General features: G+C 64.5%; 16 protein-coding genes and 1 pseudogene. 7 read left to right on the forward strand and 10 right to left on the reverse strand.

Going from position 1 to position 18,118, the window contains the following annotated elements:
- Both OVY48_RS05745 and OVY48_RS05750 read left to right on the forward strand, forming a co-directional pair.
- The coding region (locus OVY48_RS05745) for an AAA family ATPase (protein ID WP_313922068.1) at positions 1-620 on the forward strand (620 nt) is incomplete at its 5' end.
- Positions 621-808: 188 nt separating this feature from the next.
- Positions 809-1,786: a ParB/RepB/Spo0J family partition protein gene (locus OVY48_RS05750; RefSeq protein WP_313922069.1), complete on the forward strand. Its 978-nt coding sequence runs from the start codon at positions 809-811 to the stop codon at positions 1,784-1,786.
- Positions 1,787-1,936: 150 nt separating this feature from the next.
- Here OVY48_RS05750 and OVY48_RS05755 read toward each other — a convergent pair whose 3' ends face one another.
- Positions 1,937-3,004 (reverse strand): hypothetical protein, encoded by a 1,068-nt coding sequence (locus OVY48_RS05755; RefSeq protein WP_313922071.1) that lies wholly within the window; start codon positions 3,002-3,004, stop codon positions 1,937-1,939.
- Between the two features lie 410 nt (positions 3,005-3,414).
- On the opposite strand from OVY48_RS05755, the gene OVY48_RS05760 reads away from it, so the two are divergent.
- From OVY48_RS05760 to OVY48_RS05780, 5 genes are all read left to right on the forward strand, one after another.
- On the forward strand, positions 3,415-4,305 hold the full coding sequence (locus OVY48_RS05760) for a recombinase family protein (protein WP_016744730.1): 891 nt from the start codon (positions 3,415-3,417) through the stop codon (positions 4,303-4,305).
- 112 nt (positions 4,306-4,417) lie between these two features.
- A complete protein-coding gene (locus OVY48_RS05765; protein WP_046765592.1) occupies positions 4,418-4,744 on the forward strand; it encodes a hypothetical protein in 327 nt (108 codons plus the stop codon).
- A 111-nt stretch (positions 4,745-4,855) separates the two neighbouring features.
- Positions 4,856-5,575, forward strand: coding sequence for a HupE/UreJ family protein (locus tag OVY48_RS05770; RefSeq protein WP_029548567.1), 720 nt, complete (start codon positions 4,856-4,858; stop codon positions 5,573-5,575).
- Complete coding sequence (locus OVY48_RS05775) at positions 5,572-6,165, forward strand: hypothetical protein (RefSeq protein WP_029548568.1); 594 nt, start codon at positions 5,572-5,574, stop codon at positions 6,163-6,165. Before OVY48_RS05770 ends, OVY48_RS05775 begins: the two co-directional genes overlap by 4 nt.
- A gap of 31 nt (positions 6,166-6,196) precedes the next feature.
- A complete protein-coding gene (locus tag OVY48_RS05780; protein ID WP_016744734.1) occupies positions 6,197-6,526 on the forward strand; it encodes a DUF6488 family protein in 330 nt (109 codons plus the stop codon).
- 55 nt (positions 6,527-6,581) lie between these two features.
- On the opposite strand, the gene OVY48_RS05785 is transcribed toward OVY48_RS05780, so the two are convergent.
- The 9 genes and pseudogenes from OVY48_RS05785 to OVY48_RS05820 form a co-directional block, all read right to left on the reverse strand.
- Positions 6,582-7,916: an MFS transporter gene (locus OVY48_RS05785; RefSeq protein ID WP_046765591.1), complete on the reverse strand. Its 1,335-nt coding sequence runs from the start codon at positions 7,914-7,916 to the stop codon at positions 6,582-6,584.
- Between the two features lie 58 nt (positions 7,917-7,974).
- Positions 7,975-11,196 (reverse strand): efflux RND transporter permease subunit, encoded by a 3,222-nt coding sequence (locus tag OVY48_RS05790; protein ID WP_016744736.1) that lies wholly within the window; start codon positions 11,194-11,196, stop codon positions 7,975-7,977.
- On the reverse strand, positions 11,186-12,436 hold the full coding sequence (locus OVY48_RS05795) for an efflux RND transporter periplasmic adaptor subunit (protein WP_016744737.1): 1,251 nt from the start codon (positions 12,434-12,436) through the stop codon (positions 11,186-11,188). The genes OVY48_RS05790 and OVY48_RS05795 overlap by 11 nt, the downstream gene beginning before the upstream one ends.
- On the reverse strand, positions 12,436-13,716 hold the full coding sequence (locus OVY48_RS05800) for a TolC family protein (protein ID WP_029548569.1): 1,281 nt from the start codon (positions 13,714-13,716) through the stop codon (positions 12,436-12,438). Before OVY48_RS05800 ends, OVY48_RS05795 begins: the two co-directional genes overlap by 1 nt.
- A 59-nt stretch (positions 13,717-13,775) precedes the next feature.
- Positions 13,776-14,189: a hypothetical protein gene (locus OVY48_RS05805; protein WP_020372088.1), complete on the reverse strand. Its 414-nt coding sequence runs from the start codon at positions 14,187-14,189 to the stop codon at positions 13,776-13,778.
- 63 nt (positions 14,190-14,252) lie between these two features.
- Entirely contained in the window at positions 14,253-14,966 is a 714-nt protein-coding gene (locus tag OVY48_RS05810) for a hypothetical protein (RefSeq protein ID WP_029548570.1), read from the reverse strand.
- 57 nt (positions 14,967-15,023) lie between these two features.
- Positions 15,024-15,515: pseudogene (locus tag OVY48_RS23850) on the reverse strand (TniQ family protein); the annotation flags it as partial.
- Positions 15,433-16,356 carry a TniB family NTP-binding protein gene (locus OVY48_RS05815; protein WP_016744740.1) on the reverse strand — a complete coding sequence of 308 codons (924 nt, stop codon included), beginning with the start codon at positions 16,354-16,356 and terminating at the stop codon, positions 15,433-15,435. The pseudogene OVY48_RS23850 and the gene OVY48_RS05815, both read right to left, overlap by 83 nt.
- Positions 16,353-18,008: a Mu transposase C-terminal domain-containing protein gene (locus tag OVY48_RS05820; RefSeq protein WP_046765589.1), complete on the reverse strand. Its 1,656-nt coding sequence runs from the start codon at positions 18,006-18,008 to the stop codon at positions 16,353-16,355. Before OVY48_RS05820 ends, OVY48_RS05815 begins: the two co-directional genes overlap by 4 nt.
- Positions 18,009-18,118 lie beyond the last annotated feature (110 nt).

The following is an 18,118-nucleotide window of genomic DNA, read 5'->3' on the forward strand; positions in this document are numbered from 1 at the left end:
ACGGCCTCGACCTGATCCCGTCGAACCTGCGACTGTACAATCTGGAATATGAAATCGCCGGCTACATGGCGCAGAACCAAAACATGGAAATAATCGACCTGATTGCACAAGCGATCGATTCGGTGGTCGAGGACTATGACATAGTGATCATGGACCCACCGCCCGCGCTCGGCATGGTATCGATGGCGGTTCTCCAGGCAGCAAACGCAATGGTGATCCCGGTGCCGCCGAGCCTGGTGGATTTTGCTTCGACTGTCTCGTTCATCGACATGACGAGAACGACGATGAAGCAGCTTGAGAAGCTCGCTGGACGTGGCCGGCCTGCCTATAACTTCATCCGGCTGGTCGGCAGTCGCGTCGATGAAAGCAAGTCTATGCATCGAGAGATTCTCTCGATGATGCGGCAGGTTTTTGGCGGCTCGATGACGCAGTCCGTTATGGTCACCAGCGCCGAGATCGACAACGCGAGCTCTCGCATGAAGACGGTGTTCGAACTCGAGAAGCCGGTCACCTCGCACGAGGTTTATAATCGTTGCTTGCGGCATCTCAACGATGTCTGCCACGACATCGAAACGGACGTTTTGCGCATGTGGGCGAGCAGGGCAAGGGATCAGGTTTAGAGGTCAGTTGCCACGTGGCAACACCACATAAAAGACGGTAAAAACAATAAGTTGGATAGAATTGGCATGGAAACCCGAGACGACGTTTTGCCCCTCTTAAATGCCCTGAAAGAGGCCTTGTTGCCACGTGGCAACAGGGCCTCATCGAGGGGGTGCCGCGCAGTAGGGTGTGAAGAAGGAACGAGCCGATGAGCAAAGGCAACAAGGGCTTCGGCACGATGTTTACGGAGGGCCTCGACGAGGAAGCTGCCCTCGACACATCCGCTCCGGCCGAGGGTATCATGGCAAGCCGCAGCCAAACATTGGCTCGGATCGCGACCGGTAAAACGGTGGCCGATCGGACCGAGTGGGTCGACCCCGCGCGTTGTCGTCCCTGGCGGATGCATAATCGGGATCTCGACCACCTGACGGAAGACAGCTGCCGCGATCTGATCGATTCGTTTTTGTCAGCGAAAAAGCAGCGCATTCCAGCGATCGTGCGTCGGCTGAAGGACGAGCCCGACTACGACTACGAGATCATCGCCGGCGTGCGCCGGTGGTGGACCGTGCGCTGGCTGCGCGACCATCATCACCCCGAGTATGATTATCTCGTCACGATCCAAAACGTCACTGATGAAGAGGCGTTTCGGGTCTCCGACGTCGAGAACCGCTCGCGCAAAGACATCTCGGATTGGGAGCGCGCGAAGGAATATACGGTCGCGCTCGCCGAATTCTACGACGGTTCGCAGTCTCAAATGGCCGAGCATCTCAATCTTTCCCGCTCGTGGTTGAGCAGGCTGCTCGACGTCGCTCGGCTGCCCGAGGAGATTGTCGCCGCGTTTTCCGACACGCACGACATCACTGTTCGTGTGGCTCGCGACATCAAGCCCTTGGCCGGCGACGCCAAGGCCTTCCCGAAGATGCGAGACGAAGCGAAGCGCATCGAAATGCAGCGGGTGACCGAAGGGCTTACCATCAGCGGTCCCGAGGTTGCCAAGCGCCTCGTCAAGGCGACCGTCGAACCTGTGGCGAAGGCTGGCGGTGAGAAAGAGGTAACTGGCGAAGGGGGGAAGGTTATCTTGCGGTACGCGAAGGCGAGGGGAGGGGGGCTTACCATCAAGGTCGCTCCCAAGACGGGCGCCACGACAGCGGAGGTACTTAAAGCAATTGAGGGGTTGTTGACTTAGGTGTGAGTCTCGGCTCCGCGCGGAACTGAGCTCAATAGCAAGGCGCAGACACCCTCACGTCGCCTGCCGATCTCGGCCTCGCGCTGTGGCAGCAGATCCTTTCCTCAAGGCATCAGCAAGGCTTCAGATAGCCGAAATCGCGCCTAGCGGTTAAGCAATGCCGTCATTCTCGGGCACCGTGATCGTCCCAAAGCGGCTGTCGAACTCCGCCATCTCCCGATCGAAGGTGGCGAGGATGTCCTCGACTTCCTTGGGAGGCGCCGCGGGCTGCACGGACTTGCGGGGACGGCCGCGTAGGGCCGGGGCGAGGCCCAGTGCGACTGCGACGTCCGGGGCGGCATAGACCCGCCACGAGCGTCGCCCGCTCACCTCCCTAACCAGGCCGACCTTCGCGGCGCGTTCGAGCAGCTTGCCGGCGCCGGAGAGCGTCAGGCCAAGCGTCTCGGCAGTCCGATCGGGGCTGGTGACCGGATGATGCAACAGCGCGACTGCGAGCGTGGTGAGCTGGCCTGGTCGGTGGAGCGCCGCGAAGACAGCGATGGCACGCCGGCGATCGTCCTCGATCATCGTGAGCGTCGCGAGCGACCGATCCGCGGCCTTGGTCATCTGGCGGAGCAGGCGCAGGCATTGCGGTCCTGGCTGAAGGGTGCCGAACCGCAAAGCCTTGTCACCACAGGCGAGCGCGGGGAGGGGGCATTGGGTGATGCCCATGCGGTGGAGCAGGATGGGGAACCAGAGCCAGGGCAGGATCGACCGGTCGGCCTGGGTGAACTGTCGGGTGATCTCCCAGGCGCGCAGCAAGGCCGGGGCGGCGGCGAACCCGTCGCTGAGTTCGGGCGTGAACGGGAGCTGTTCCTGCCAGTGATGGCCGATCGCGGCCAACGCGCGCCGCCACGGATCGAAGGCCGAGAACGGGTCGTCCAGCGACGATCGTTGCTGCCGACCGGGCAAATGGACCCCTGTTCCCCACGAAAATACGTCCGCTTCGTCGATTTCCACGCCCTGCAGCTGGAGGGCGGTGGCATAACCGCTCCACGCGGCGCGTAGCGACCAGGCCGTAGCCACGGAACTGACGGAAATCCGGGCATCGAGGCGCGCGATCGCGAGGGCGGCGGCCTCGAGCGCGGAGGCGAGTTCGGCCGTCCACGGAACCGATATCAGGGCAGGGGAGGGGCGCGCCATCCCCTGATTATATCCTGGAAGATAGTTTCGGTCCATGTTGTCGATATGCGTAGTGTTGATAATGGACCGTTATCACCACTCTATACAATAGAAGGTGTCTGCGCTATCGCTGGTGTCGGTTTCCCCATACGACCGGACTCTGGCTTACCGCGCGACGTAGCGCGCCAGATTGTCCCCAAACCGCCGGATTCTGGGTAGCAAACCCCCGGACTGGTGCGGCCTCTGCCGAGAAAACCCCGCAGACTGCCCGCATTTTCGAGCTCGCCAGGATGTGAAAGCCGACGCTGCCTGTCCGCGCGGGAGAGCCGGGCTGACAGCGGGTTCTGTGGCCGTCGAGATGGGCCGATCGAACTCGACCACCTCAATCAAAGCTGGCCATAAGGTCCTCGAATTCATATCATATGGGGGCAACCGGTCGTTTGACCCCGTTATATGGAATGTGACAAATGGCTTTGATCGGCTACGCGCGGGTCTCGACCGACGAGCAGGACACGGCCATCCAGCTCAGTGCGCTGCGCGCCGAAGGCTGCACGGTGATCCTCGAGGACAAGGCGAGCGGGGGCAGCCGCGATCGTCCGAACCTCGCGCGTGCGCTCGCACGCGTCGGGCATGGCGATACGTTGCTGGTGGTTCGGATCGACCGTTTGGCACGATCGCTTTCGCATCTGCTCGAGATCGTGGAGACCCTGAGGGGGAAGGGCGCCTATTTTCGCTCGATCAACGATCCGATCGATACATCGAGCGCGCAGGGCATGCTGATGACGCAAATGCTCGGCGCCTTCGCGGAGTTCGAGCGTGCGCTGATCCGCGAGCGGACCCGCGCCGGTCTTAAGGCGGCCGTTGCACGAGGAGCTAAACCTGGAAACCCGAAGATGCGCGCACGCGATCCGGCGGCGATCGCCGATATCCGCTACAGCCTCAAGGAACGCTATCTCAATGAGTTGATCGACGATCGGCACCGCTGGTTGCCGACGGTTGCCAGATTGCGGCCGCATCTGCCTTGGGCACTAGTCCTACGGCAAATCCGCGCCATCACGCCACCCGTGCGCTCGTTCAGCGAGCGAACTCTGGTGAAAGCGTGCCGAGCCCTGGTAAAGGCCGGCTATGCCGATGCAATCATCCTTGACCAGGCACCGCGCCTGCCGCCTGATACGCGGGTCGCGCGGCTTGTCGCCGATCGCCTGAAAACGCATCCGGATTCCTCGTTACGGGACATTGCGTCCTGGCTGACCCGAGATCTGCGTGAGCCAACGCCGCGCGGCGGATTGGCATGGTCGCCCGAGGGCGTGCGGCGGGTGATTGGGCAAGCGCAGAAGCTGCAATTGCTCCAGGATTGATCCAGAGCTTCCTTTTTGCGAATAATTCGCAGATAAGCGCGGTCAGGAATTGCGAAGTTCGCAGGATTCGGGCTTAAGAACACTTTGGAAGGAAAGGCCTCTCGACCTTGCTATGTTGATCGTCCGGCTACTTTCCTTGCTGTTCGTGCTGACGCTGGCTTTCTCCCACGGCGGTCCGATCGCGTCGATCAGCCACGATCACGCGCTCACGGCCGAACATCATCATGCCGGGCATGGCCATAGCCCTAGCGATGCGCCCGATACCGATCATGAATCGGACGGGACCAGCGCCCATGTTCATCTGCTCGTCGACCGGCTCGCGTATGCGGCGCCGGTCCCGGCGACGAGGCTTGACCGAGCGCCCCGACACTGGCCGCACAACCAACCGCAACTGCCATCGGCCGTTCTCGCGCCGCTGCTCGAGCCACCCGCCGCCTGAGCCTGATGCGGCAGCCGCCGCGTGAACGCGGTGCGGGTTTGTTTCGCGCCGTTTCTCCAGGCATGTGCCTGGCGGGCCGCTTGCCCGTCCGGCGCTCAGGAAAGTCATGTCATGAATTCCTTACGGGCCAGACCTCCGGCGATTTGCCGCACGGTCCTCCTTGCCCTGATGGCCTTTTCCTTCGCTGGCGCGGCTTTCGCGCACGGCGTCGCCGAGGGCGATCAGGGCTATATCGAACAGACGAGCGGGCCACAGATCGGCGCGTTCCTCTATCTCGGCGCCAAGCATATGGTGACGGGCTACGACCATCTGCTGTTCCTGTTCGGCGTGATCTTCTTCCTCTACCGGATGAAGGACATCGCCGCCTATGTGACGCTGTTCGCGATCGGTCACTCGACGACGCTGATCGCGGGCGTCCTCATGGGCACGAATGTCAGCGCCTATCTGGTCGATGCGATCATCGGCCTGTCGGTCGTTTACAAGGCGCTCGACAACCTCGGCGCGTTCCAGCGATGGTTCGGCGTCCAGCCCAATACCAAGGCGGCGGTGCTGATCTTCGGCCTGTTCCACGGCTTCGGCCTTGCGACCAAGCTACAAGACTTCTCGCTGTCCCCGGATGGGCTGATCGTCAATCTCCTCTCGTTCAATGTCGGCGTCGAGATCGGGCAGATCCTCGCGCTCGCCGCCATCCTTATCGTCATGGGCTACTGGCGGCGCACGCGCAGCTTTTCGGCCCATGCCTTCACCGCCAACGTCGTGCTGATGACCGCGGGCTTCGTGCTCACCGGCTATCAGCTCGCGGGCTTTGCTCTGGAAGGAGCCGCATCATGAACCAAGTTCCGCAACCCGGCATCGGGGAGTTGCCGAGCCTGCGCCAGCTCAACCGCGCGACCCTGATCGCTCTCGGAGCCGCCGCCGTCATTCTTGTGACGACCGTGCTTCCGGCCGAATATGGCGTCGATCCCACCGGCGTCGGCCGCTTGCTCGGGCTGACTGAGATGGGCAAGGTCAAGCGGGCGGAAGCCGCAAGCCATGCCGTCCCGGCGACGCCCGTGGCCGCAGCGCCCGCCGCATCCCCGGCGCCCGCGCTGAAGGCCGGGGAACCCGTCGAGGTGAAGCTGACGCTCGCTCCCAATGAAGGCCGTGAGGTCAAGGCGACCATGAAGGCGGGCGGCGAGTTCGACTATCGCTGGGCCACGGATGGCGCGGAGGTCCGTTTCGAGCTGCACGGCGAGCCGGCAGGCGCTGCGAGCGACGACTATACGAGCTATGAGAAAGGCAGCTCGGCTGGCGCATCGGGCAAGTTCCGCGCGCCCTTCGACGGCACGCATGGCTGGTATTGGAAGAACCGCACCGACCAGCCCGTCACCATCACCGTGACCGCAACCGGCGACTTCGAGAAGTTCGCCGCGCTTCCCTGAACCTCATTTCCAATCTGAAAAGGATATTTCCATGCGTATTGCTCTTATCGCTCTTGCCGCCTTCGCGCTCCATGCTGCCCCGGCGCTCGCCCATCCCGACCATGACGACGAGGAGCATGAGGCGCGCACCCCCCAGCAGACCGCCCGCGACAATGTGGTGCGGCTCATCAGCCAGGCGAAGCTGCCGGCGAGCTGGTCGAAGGCGACCGTTGCCGGCACGCGCGAGCGCACCAGCCAGGGTCAGCGCCAGACGATCGTGACCTTTCGCAACGAAGCCGAACCGAATGCGGCGCGCAAGCTGTTCCATGTCGTGCTGACGGCAGGCGGCCAGTTCGTCTTGGGCGACTTCCGCCAGCCTTGACCCTGCAAGGACGCCGGGGCCATCCCCCGGCGTCCGCTTTTCCGACTCCGCGATCCTATCGGATCGGCCAGTGCGGATGCAGTTCGTCGATCACGAATATATGGGCCGCGCGACCCTGCGGATGGCCTACGGCGAGATGGGGATGGTCGGGCGGAAGGGCGGCGTGATCGTGCTCCACCACGTCGGCATCCTCCTTTGGCCAGATCAGGAACGCTAGTCCCACGCCGATCAGCGACAGCGCGGCGGCGACCGCGAACGCCAGGCCCATGCCACCCTGCGCGCCGGTCTGGCCAGCCAGCGGATAGGCGACGAGCCAGCACACATGGCTGAGCGCGAACTGCGCGGCGAACAGGGCGGGCCGATCCGCTTCGCCCGACGATCGTCGTAACAGGCGGCCGCCCGGCGTGATGCTCGCCGAATAGGCAATGCCGAGCACCGCCCACCCCGCGAGAATGACGCTCCAATAGCCGGGCGAGGCATGACCGCGCCATGAGAGAGCCAGCGCGGCCAGCGCGATGGTCATTGCCGAGGCCGCCGCAAGCATCACCGTGCGGTCGGGCAGCTTGTCGAGCAGGCGCGGCAGCAGCAGCGCGGCCAACATCGAGCCGCCGCCGAACGCGGCGAGCGTGATCGCCACCTCCCGTTGCCCCAACCCGAGCGCCGCCTGCACCAGCACCGGCGTATTGACGATCACCATCGCGCTCGCGGCGGCGGCGGCGAGCGTCACCGCCAGCAGCCCGCGCAGCCGGGGCGTCTTGAGATAGAGCCGGGCGCCGCGCGTGGTGTTGTCGTAGATGCCGCCTTTTGGCTTGGCGGCGGCAGCACGCGGCAGAACCGTCGTCAGGACCAGCAGCGCCGAGCAGGCAAAGCCGATCGCGGTGCCCGAAAACAGCCAGTGGAAGTTCATCACCGTCAGCAGCGCGGCGGCGAGCATCGGGCTGGTCAGGCTTTCCATGTCGTAAGCGAGGCGCGAGAGCGACAATGCGCTAGTATAGTCCTTCTCGTCGGGCAGCACGTCAGGAATGGTGGCCTGGAAGGTGGGCGTGAATCCGGCCGAGGCTGATTGCAGCACGAAGATCAGGAAATAGACCTGCCAGACCTGATCGACGAACGGCAGCGCCAGCGCGACCAGCCCACGGATCACGTCCATCGCGACAAGGAAGCTGCGGCGCGGCAAGCGGCTCGCATAGGCGCCGACGGCCGGGGCGACGCCGATATAGGCGATCATCTTGATCGCCATCGCCGTGCCGAGCACGGCCCCCGCATCGGCCCCGGCGATGTCATAGGCGAGCAGGCCGAGCGCGACCGTGGCGAGGCCGGTGCCGACCAGCGCGATTATCTGCGCCAGGAACAGGTGGCGGTAGGTGCGATTGGCGAGAACCGAGAGCATGGGCAATTCCTCAGACTGTCCGCTCCCATGCGCGATCGACGCATGGGAGCGGCATGGGTCAGTTTATGGCGGGCGCCATGTCCGGCGGCGTTCGCGTTTCGGGTTCGGCCCTGCGGCCATGCACGAGGCGATAGAGCGCGGGCAGGACCAGCAGCGTCAGCAGTGTCGAGGAGATGATGCCGCCGATCACAACTGTTGCGAGCGGCCGCTGCACTTCCGCGCCCGCGCCGACGTTGAACGCCATCGGCACGAACCCGAGGCTTGCCACCAGCGCGGTCATCAGCACGGGTCTCAGCCTGGTGAGGGCGCCTTCGCGGATCGCATCCTCAAGGCCGTTGCCACTGGCGCGGAGCTGCCGGATGAAGCTTAGCATCACCACGCCGTTCAGGACCGCCACGCCCGAGAGCGCGATGAACCCGACACCCGCCGAGATCGAGAGCGGCATACCCCGGATCAGCAGCGCCGCCACGCCGCCGGTCAGCGCCAGCGGCACGCCGGAGAAGACGATGGCGGAATCCCTGGCGGATCGGAACAGGCCGTAGAGCAAGCCGAAGATCAGCAGCAGCGCGGCGGGCACCACCAGGCGCAGCCGCTCGGCCGCCGAGATCAATTGCTCGAACGTACCGCCATAGCTCACCCAATAGCCGGAGGGGACTTCGACCTCGGCGTCCACCTTTTGCTGAAGCTCCTCGATGAACGAGCCGAGATCGCGCCCGCGCACGTTGGCGGTCACGACGACGCGGCGCTTGCCGTCCTCGCGGCTGATCTGGTTGGGTCCGATCACCACCTCGACCTTGGCGACATCGGCGAGCGGCACGAACCCGCGCGGGTTGGCGCCATTGCCTGCCAGCGGAATCCGCAAGCGCCCGATCTCGTCGGCCTTGCTCCTGATGTCCTCGGGCAATCGCACGATCACCGGGAAGCGCCGGTCGCCCTCGAATATCCGCCCGGCCTCCCGGCCGCCGATCGAGACCGCCACCACCTCCTGGATATCACCGATGTTGAGGCCGAGCCGCGCCAGCGCCGCCCGGTCGGGCGTGATCTGGAGGACGGGCAGCCCCGTAACCTGCTCGACGCTCACATCCTGCGCGCCCTCGATGCCGCTCACCACGCCTTCGACGGCCTGACCGATCTCCAACAACTGATCGAGATCGTCGCCGAACACCTTGATCGCGACATCGGCCCGGACGCCCGACAGCAGTTCGTTGAATCGCATCTGGATCGGCTGGGTGAACTCGTAATTGTTGCCGGGAATGGTCGCGGCGGCTTCCTGCATCTCGCGGACCAGCTCGGCCTTGGGCTTGCGCGGGTCCGGCCATTCGCTGCGATCCTTGAGCATTATAAAGGTATCGGCGACCGAAGGGGGCATCGGATCGGTCGCCACTTCGGCGGTGCCGATCTTGGCGACGATCCGCTCGACCTCGGGGAACCGCTTCAATCGCGCTTCGAGCGTGGTCTGCATCTGGATCGCCTGGCTGAGACTTGTGCCGGGGATGCGCAGGGCGTGGAGCGCGATGTCGCCCTCGTCGAGATTGGGAACGAACTCCGATCCCATGCGCGTCGCGGCAAAGCCCGCGATGGCGACCAGCGCCACCGCGCCCGCGACGAACGCAACCCGGAGCCGCAGGGCGGCATCGAGCGCGGGCGCATAGACCTTGCGCGCCCAGCCCATCAGACGGCTTTCCTTCTCCTCAACCTTGCCGGTGACGAACAGCGCGACTGCCGCCGGCACGAAGCTCAGCGACAGGATCAGCGCGAAGGTCAGCGCCATGACGACGGTGATCGCCATCGGGTGGAACATTTTCCCCTCGACGCCGGTGAGCGCGAAGATCGGCACATAGACCAGAGCGATGATGAGCATCCCGAACAGCGACGGCCGGATGACCTCCGACGTCGCCGACGCGGCGAGCGCGAAGCGTTCCTCGCGTTTCAGCAGCCGCCCTAGCTGGTGCTGTGCCTCGCCGAACCGGCGCAGGCAGTTCTCGACGATGATGACCGCGCCATCGACGATCAGCCCGAAGTCGAGCGCGCCCAGGCTCATGAGATTGCCCGAGACGCCCGCGCGCACCATGCCGGTGATGGTCATCAGCATGGTAATCGGGATCACCGCCGCCGTGATGAGCGCCGCGCGGATATTGCCGAGCAGCAGGAACAGGACGACGATCACCAGCAGCGCACCTTCGAGCAGGTTCTTCTCGACGGTCCAGATCGCCCGTTCGACGAGATCGGTGCGATCGTAGATCGGCACGGCCTTCACGCCCGCCGGGAGCGCCCTGGCCGCTTCCTCGAGCCGCGCGGCGGCCGCGCGCGCGACGATCCGGCTGTTCTCACCAGCCAGCATGAACACGGTGCCGAGCACGACTTCCTGGCCGTTCTCGGTCGCCGCGCCGGTGCGCAGTTCTTCGCCCATGCCGACATCGGCGACATCGGCCACGCGGATCGGTATCCCGCCCCGATTGGTTACGATGATCGACTTGAGATCGTCGATGCCCGACGCCTGGCCCGGCACGCGGACCAGATATTGCTCGCCGTAGCGCTCGACATAGCCCGCGCCGACATTGGCGTTGTTGCGCCCCAATGCCTCGACAACATCGTTGAGAGTAAGCCCATAGGCCGAGAGCCGGTCAGGCAGCGGCGTCACATGATACTGTCGCTCATAGCCGCCGATGCTGTTGACCTCGGTGACGCCGGGGGTGTTCCTGAGCTGGGGCCGGATCACCCAATCCTGAAGCGTGCGCAGATCTTCGGGTGTATAGCGGCTCCCATCCGGCTTGCGGGCATTCGGCGCCGCTTCCAGCGTATACATGAAGATCTCGCCCAGCCCGGTGGCGATCGGCCCCATCTCGGGCGCGACGCCATCGGGAAGCTGGTCGCGCGCCGTCTGGAGCCGTTCGTTGATGAGCTGGCGCGCAAAGTAGATATTGGTGCCGTCCTCGAACACGGCCGTTACCTGGGAAAGACCGTAGCGCGAGATCGAGCGGGTATATTGCAGGCCCGGCAAACCGGCGATCGCGGTCTCGACCGGGAAGGTGACGCGCTGCTCGGCTTCGAGCGGCGAGAAGCCGGTCGCTTCGCTGTTGATCTGCACCTGGACGTTGGTGATGTCCGGCGTCGCGTCGATCGGCAGGCGCTGGAAGGCCCAGACGCCGATGCCGCAGAGCAGCGCGACAACGACCAGCACGGCCCAGCGGAAGCGGATCGCGGAGGCGACAATCTTTTCCAGAAGAGGTGGGCGTTCAAGCAAGGGCGTATGCTTGTGGGTGGCGGTCTCAGTGGTCATGGCTGGCCCCCGACTTGTCGATGTCGGCGCGGATCAGGAAAGCGCCGTCGGTCACATATTCGGTGCCGGGTTCGAGGCCGCCGAGCACTTCGGTCCATTCAGGCGTGCGCCGCCCGATCTCCAGCATCCGCACCTCGTAGGTGTTGCCGACCCTGGCATAGACCACCTCGAAATCGCGGAACCGCTGGATGGCCTTGGTCCTGACCGCGAGCGGCACTTGCGCTTCGGCCACGGCGAACGATCCCTCGACGCCCATGCCGGGGCGGAAGGTTCGCGACGCTTCGGGCGGCAGATGGACATGCGCCATCATCGTCTGGCTGGCGACGTCCGCGGTCGGCAGCACGGCTTCCACGGGCGCGTCGAGCTTCGCTTCGCCCGACAGGCTTCGCACGCTCACCCGCTGGCCCACGCGCACGCGCTCGGCGTCGCGGGGATAGACGAAGAACTCGGCATGGAGCTTCGTGGGATCGGCAACCACGAACAGCGCCCGGTCGCCGGTGGTGTCGCCGACATTGGCGTTCTTCTCGATGATGGTGCCGCTGATCGGCGCCGGCACCGCGTAGGTCTGGAGCGAATGGCTGGACTCGACGCGCAGGAGTGTCTGCCCCCGGCTGACCCGATCGCCCAGCTTGCCGGTCATCCAGACGATCTGGCCGGGAAGCCGGGCGCGGACATCGGCCTTGCCTTCGGGCGTGATCTCGATCCGCCCGCCCATGTCGATCAGCTCGGCAACGGTCGCGGAACCCGCGCGCTCGGTCTTGACGCCTCCGGCCCGCGCCGCCTCGGCCGAAATCGTCGTCCGGCCCTCATAGGAGGCGTAGGTCCAGTTGTGCGTGCGGCCGCCTTCGACCGCGCGCACCTTCACGTCGAACGAATGAGGCTCGATCACCACACCGCCGCCGCGCAGATAGTCCTCCTGCGGGGTGAAGGCAAAACGATCGACCTTGCCGCCAAGGCGCGACAGCTCGATCGCAAGCTGGACTTCGCCTGGCGGAATGGGCTTGTCTTTCCGGTAGGCATAGACGTGGAACTCGGGATCTACGCCATCCTCGAAGATGGTGATCTCGACCGCGAAATCGCCGTCGCGCAGCATTCGCCCGCGATGCGGCCCGCGTTCATAGTCGTCGGCGGCAGCGGCCGCCTTGGGTTCGGCCGCCTCCTTGGTGGCAGGGGACTCGCCGCATCCGGCGAGCAGGGAAAGAGCGAGCAGCGAGCCCGCGAAAAGGAAGGATCGTGTCATCAGCGGTTCTCCGCGCTGGCAAGGAGGGAGGCATGGCGACCGGTCAGCCGGTCGAGCCGGGCGCCATCGAGATGGAAGCGGCGCAGCAGCTCGACCCGGCGGGACCGGGCATCGACGACGGCCTGCTGGGCCTGGTTGACTTCGAGGAAGGTGAAGGCGGTGCCGCCGCGCGCGAAACCATCGCGCACCAGCACCACCGCGCGCTCCGCGCTCGGCAGAACCTCGCGTTCGATCCGGACGATCTCGGCGGCAAGGCTCGCCCGTTCGGCTGTCAGCCGGTCGATTTCACGCCGCACCTGCACCCGCGCGACGGCGATCTCGGCTTCGGCGGCCTGAGCTTCGGCATTGGCGCGCGCGACATTGCCGCGATTGGCGGCGCGGTTGCCGAGCGGGATCGAGCCGCCAACTATAATCGCCACGTCATTGCCTTGCCCGAAATGGCGAACGCCAACCCGCGCGGTCGGGTCGCCGGCATTGCCGGTCTCCGCAAGCCGCACGCGGGCACCGGCAGCGTCGCGCTCGGCGGCGAGCAGGGCGAGGTCGGGACTGTCCTCGGCCGCCGTCGCGCCGGGGGTAGCGATCCCGAACGGCGAGGGATCGAGACTGTAATCGGCCGTGCCGCCCCAGAAGGCAGCGAGACTGGCGCGGGCGATCCGCGCAGTCTCCCGCGCCTGATCGAGCGCGATGCGGGCTTGCGCCACGGCGGTCCTCGCCCGTTCGCCCGCGAACAGCGGATCGAGCGCGCGCCCGACACGGCGGCCGGTCTCCGCTTCCACGCGCTGGGCGGCGGCGAGGCGCTGTTCGGCAATAGAGATCACTGCTTCGGCTGCCAGCGCATCGACCCAGGCGGCTTGCACCTGGGCCAAGAGGTCGAGCATCCGTAGGCGGTTGCGCTCGACAGCGATGCCCAGGTCCGAGCGGGCCGCACCGATGCGGGCTTCGCGCTTGCCGCCGCGTTCCCACGTTCGCTCATACCAGGCGGTGGTCTGCGATCGTTCGAGCGGGGAATAGGGGCCGGTGCCCGCGAAATCCTCGACATCGACGCCGACGACATCGCGTGGCCGCACATCGGCTTGGGTAATGGCGGCATCGGCCGCACGGAGCCGCGCGGCGTTCGCTGCGACGGAAGGATCGCCGGATGCGACGCGCGACAGCGCATCCGACAGGCTGAGGGACTGCGCCGCGCCGATTGAAGGCGCGGACAGGGCGGCCAGCGCTGCGCCTATCGCAAGCGCGCGCCGCAAACGCGCCGGTCGGCGCGCAACGAGGATGGAAAGCATGACAAGAACGGCCTCACGAGCAGGCGTGGCAGATGCCGCGCCTCACATGACGCGGCGGCTCAGCTTGGGATCGCGAGGCTCTTGGGAGGTCGTTCGGGGCCGGGAATGCGCAGGCCTGGTGTCTGGTTATCCGGCGCAAGCCCGAGCAGTTCGCTGGACAAAGCGACTTGGACGGAATCCGCCGAGGCCGTCACCGGCACAGCCGAGCCGCCATCGCCATGATGGTGATGGCTGCCGGGTAGATGGTCGGACGGATCGTTGTCGCCGGGTTGGGGCACGTGATGATCGTCGGCATGGTCTTGTATGATGGAAGCATCGCTGAATAAGGAATGGTCGTGTTCGAACGAAACACCCGGCGCATGCTGGATCTTGTCGATAGACGTGGAAAGCGAGGCGCCAGCAAAGACGACGGCCAAGGCGATACAAAACATCGCCCAAAACCGGTTCGCCAGGAAGAGCCTCGAAATGCGCATGGATGGGGTTCTAGCCGGTGAAGGGCGGGGGCTCAATCAGTAACCGCTTCCAACGACATGGAATCAGCTTTGGCCAGCGAGATCGCGAGGTTCGGTTTGTTCGTTTGTCGATGCATGGGCGAATACGTTGCGTATCGCTCGATGCGCCGCTTCCAGCTTCGAGATCGTGAACCGGCGGGCCATTCGCTCTCGTGCGGCTTTGATCTGAGAGATAAAGGCGGAAGACCAGTGTCCGTCTGTCATCAGCAAGCGATCGAGCACGCCACGATCTGCTCTGGCAATGAACCGTTCGATCGCTGACGGTGCGTCAGGACCAAAAAGCGCGGCGCCTATCTCGGGATTGGTCTCGATGATGCCGCAAGCGGCGGCAAGCAGGCGCCGGCGCAGGAGCGGCGATGCGGCGGCGAGCGGGTTGAGAGTGTCGCTCGAATAGAATTGGAGGCCCATGTAACCGGGCGTCATCGCGTCGCACGCGAAATCGTTCAGCGGGATGTTCCGTGTCCTGCACCACCAATATTCGTCGTTTGGCGGCTTCCTGGTCAGGAGGCGGCAAATGCCTCGAACCTCGTTGAGGAGTTGGTCGGCCGACGTGAAGTTGAAGCGGAACTGGTCGGGGGTCCTACCCTTTATCGCGCCTATGCATTGCTGCTCGAACGCAATAACATGATCCCAGCAGAGCAGGGCGTCCTTCCCGGCATAAATGGCCGGGGCCGAGGTTCTTTCCATCGGTTGCCAGCAGGCATCGCAAATCATCCGCAGCGGACCGCGCGCGGGCATCGCAAATCGCCATGTCCGCGATCCGCAACCATTACAACGATCCTCCAGCGGCCAGCGGTGCCGATGGCAATAGCCCACAGCGGCCAGTACCCACTGACGCCGGACGTGCGCTGGCCGGTCGGATGCGAAATCTTCCGCGAGGCACCGGCTGCACCAACTGACGTGCAGCCGCGGCACCGGGATCAGCCCGGTAGAACCGGCTGAGCCCGGCGGGTGTTCCCAAGCCAGAAAATCGACCGGTAAGTAGGGATAGTGCTTCGCAAGACTATGTTCGACTAAGCGCGTCGCCGGCACGTTGAGGTCGTCGGCAGTCCCATTGAGCCAGGCTCTTGTCGGGCGAATATCCGGGTGGCGCCAGTCGCCCTTGCGATTTCGGACAGCCTTTGGCTCCGGTAGCGCTCGCCCTCGGCGGGAATGGCGCTGACGCGCGTGCCAGGACGTCAGCAGTTCGTCAGCGAAAGGATTTTCATGCCGCACGGCGCCGCAATGCCCGCTTGGCACTGGCGATGACCTGCATCGAGACGAGCGGGAGCAATAGCTGCTCATCATCGAAGCTGTCGGCGTCGATCATCTCGCGGCCGCTTCGGATCGCCGCGATCGCGACAGCCTCCATCAACCGGAAGATTCGGCCTGTCACGCCCTCACTCAATGCGATGACGCGCTGGCGGACCTCAGCTTCATCGAGCAGGGAAGGGCGGCGCAAGGGGAGCAGACCGGCGAAGCTCGCCATGAGCTGGCGCAGGGCGTGATCGTTGCGCCAGGGTGAAAGCTCGAATGCGGCGAAGCGGTCGGCGAGATTGGGATCGGTGAGGATCGCGATACGCGCATCTTCCGTGCCCGCGCACACGATCGGAATTCTGAGGTCGTTGGTCAGAAAGCGAATGGTGTTGAGAAAAATCCGCTGCTGGCGCGGCGAGCCCGCCAGCATCTTGTCGATTTCGTCCAGAACCAGCACCTTGGTCCCGAATTCCCCGAGGGTGCGACGGGCCAGAGAGCGCAGTGATCGCAGGGAGATATGGTCGAACTCGGAGTAGTTCATAGCCAGCATAAGCTCGGTGTAGAACTCTTCCTCGGTAGGCTGTGGCGGCATCTGGACCATGACGACCGGCATAATCGTAAGGCCGGCATTCTTATCGTACCGGGTTGCGTGCAGCTCTGCGAAGCGATTGAGGATCTCGCTCTTGCCCATGCCAGTGGAACCGAAAAGCAGGAGGCAGGGCATGCGGCCGCGCGGGGGATAGGTCAGCAGATCTTCGAGCCTGCCGAGCGCGGCTTCGGATTGTGGCAGCGATAGCCATCGATCGCGTCTCAGCCAGTCGATGCGTTCGTCGTCGGATAACCCTGCCTGCTCGCGATATGCCGGAAACAGATGATCGTAGAGGTCGGTCATAGTCGCTCCTCGATCTGGAATGGAACGATAGGCGCGCTATCCTCCGGCTCGGACGATACCGGCAAAGCCATTGAAGGAACTGCGGTGGCAGGAGGGAGGCCAGCCTCCAGCGCATAGGCGATGCGCTGGGCGGATTTTCGCGCAGCCTTGGTCTTGTGGGCCGCTTCGAGGACGATGCGCCGCTGCTCGTTCACCATGTCAAACAGCGATTGCTCGTCGACGGCCTGACGCCCGCGTTCGCGCAGTGCTCGCACCGCGAGGTCGTGCTCGAACTTCGTGATGGCAGGCCGCCGCCGATCACGGAGCGGAACCGTCAAATGCTCGGTATCGGACAGCTCGACGTAGACAGCCGAGAGGTTGAGCGGATTATACTTGATCGGGAGCTTGTGATCGCAGTTCGCGAGGAGGCCGGACAAACTGCCATGCCAGTAAAATGCATGGAACAGCTCGATACCCTCACGCCTGACCTTCCGCATCTCGAACGGGAGAAAGTTGAAGAGGAAGCGAGCGGGATCAGCCGGGAGCCGGAGCGGGTCAGCGCGGCTCCCGAGCCCGTCAGCCCAGGCCGTGAGCGGAGGAACGCCAAGCTCGCTGTGAATCGAGCCATGATAGACGCCGACCTCGAGTGTAAACCAGCGCTCGAACTCGCGCAGCGTCATGCAGGCTTGGCCCTCCGCGTCGTAGTCGCCTTTGGCCTGGATGTTTGAGAAGGTCGTACCCGGTAGGAGATGCACGGCGCCGACCGCGGTTCCGATCAAGCGTTCGATGTGGCCACCGTAGTGCGGCGTGCGCCGGGGGCGGTGCTTGAGGTCGATGCCATGCTGCTCACAGCCACGCTCGAGCGCCCTGGACCTAAACTCTGCGGCATTGTCGAGATGCAGAGTTTCGGGGATGCCAAAGACGGGATAGTCGAGATTGATCTCGCGTTCTTGAAGCCAGGCTGCCTTTGGCAGGACCGCATGGCGGATCGCCATGCCTACAGACGTAGCTGAGGGTTTCTCGAGCGAGATGTAGAAGCCCGGAATGACTCGGGTCGCTATGTCGATCTGGAGGGTGAGCGTTGGTCGGCCAAGCGGTTTGCGGAAATGCTCGTCGACGATGATGATATCGGCGGGTGTGTGGTCTATTTGTACGATCTGCAGCGGGTAGTCGGCAGTGTAAGATCGAATCACGGGTCGGTATCGATCAGACGCTGCCTTCGCGCCTTCGCGCGTTCTGGTGAGGCGTTCTCGGTCAATCGCGGCAACGCGCGCGGCGATGGTCTTGCGAGTGGGCGCGCGAAGGCCGCGTTCATAACAGGCATGCCGGATGTCGCGCTGCAATCTCGCGAGGGTCGGTTTGGGGCGCGTCAAGTAGAACCGTTCGATTTCGGAGGCGATCACTTGGTCGATCTCCGGCGCCAGTCGGCGACGCCCTTTGGGAAAACCTTCGGGCCGATCGACGAGGGAGCTGGTAACGGGCTCAGCGCGATAGCGGGCGACAAGCTCAAAGACGCGCGACCTGCTCAGGCCCAGCTCCGCGCTCGCGTTCAACATCGCAGCGCGGGTAATCTTGGGCAGGCTGGCGAGTGCACGAATAGCCGGCTCGCGATTGCAAGCAATGCTCCAGGCTGTAGAATCCGCTCTCGTAAGAGCTGTGCCCGTTTCGGCCATGACCTATCCCCGATCTTGCCAGGGACTCGTGTTGCCGGGTCCACCGGTATTGTATCAGAAACGGGATGGACGGGCGAGAGTCCGGAGGTATTTGGGATAGATGAAGATTG

It is taken from the genome of Sphingobium sp. SA2 (assembly GCF_032227065.1).
Taxonomy (GTDB): Bacteria; Pseudomonadota; Alphaproteobacteria; order Sphingomonadales; family Sphingomonadaceae; genus Sphingobium.

What these genes read in the sequence shown, in the direction of transcription:
- OVY48_RS05770 (WP_029548567.1), top strand. Translation starts at nt 4,856, where the DNA reads ATGAATTCCTTACGGGCCAGACCTCCGGCGATTTGCCGCACGGTCCTC.
- OVY48_RS05810 (WP_029548570.1), bottom strand. Translation starts at nt 14,966, where the DNA reads ATGCCCGCGCGCGGTCCGCTGCGGATGATTTGCGATGCCTGCTGGCAA.
- OVY48_RS05805 (WP_020372088.1), bottom strand. Translation starts at nt 14,189, where the DNA reads ATGCGCATTTCGAGGCTCTTCCTGGCGAACCGGTTTTGGGCGATGTTT.
- OVY48_RS05820 (WP_046765589.1), bottom strand. Translation starts at nt 18,008, where the DNA reads ATGGCCGAAACGGGCACAGCTCTTACGAGAGCGGATTCTACAGCCTGG.
- OVY48_RS05795 (WP_016744737.1), bottom strand. Translation starts at nt 12,436, where the DNA reads ATGACACGATCCTTCCTTTTCGCGGGCTCGCTGCTCGCTCTTTCCCTG.
- OVY48_RS05800 (WP_029548569.1), bottom strand. Translation starts at nt 13,716, where the DNA reads ATGCTTTCCATCCTCGTTGCGCGCCGACCGGCGCGTTTGCGGCGCGCG.
- OVY48_RS05755 (WP_313922071.1), bottom strand. Translation starts at nt 3,004, where the DNA reads ATGGACCGAAACTATCTTCCAGGATATAATCAGGGGATGGCGCGCCCC.
- OVY48_RS05765 (WP_046765592.1), top strand. Translation starts at nt 4,418, where the DNA reads ATGTTGATCGTCCGGCTACTTTCCTTGCTGTTCGTGCTGACGCTGGCT.
- OVY48_RS05815 (WP_016744740.1), bottom strand. Translation starts at nt 16,356, where the DNA reads ATGACCGACCTCTACGATCATCTGTTTCCGGCATATCGCGAGCAGGCA.
- OVY48_RS05750 (WP_313922069.1), top strand. Translation starts at nt 809, where the DNA reads ATGAGCAAAGGCAACAAGGGCTTCGGCACGATGTTTACGGAGGGCCTC.
- OVY48_RS05790 (WP_016744736.1), bottom strand. Translation starts at nt 11,196, where the DNA reads ATGACCACTGAGACCGCCACCCACAAGCATACGCCCTTGCTTGAACGC.
- OVY48_RS05760 (WP_016744730.1), top strand. Translation starts at nt 3,415, where the DNA reads ATGGCTTTGATCGGCTACGCGCGGGTCTCGACCGACGAGCAGGACACG.
- OVY48_RS05780 (WP_016744734.1), top strand. Translation starts at nt 6,197, where the DNA reads ATGCGTATTGCTCTTATCGCTCTTGCCGCCTTCGCGCTCCATGCTGCC.
- OVY48_RS05785 (WP_046765591.1), bottom strand. Translation starts at nt 7,916, where the DNA reads ATGCTCTCGGTTCTCGCCAATCGCACCTACCGCCACCTGTTCCTGGCG.
- OVY48_RS05775 (WP_029548568.1), top strand. Translation starts at nt 5,572, where the DNA reads ATGAACCAAGTTCCGCAACCCGGCATCGGGGAGTTGCCGAGCCTGCGC.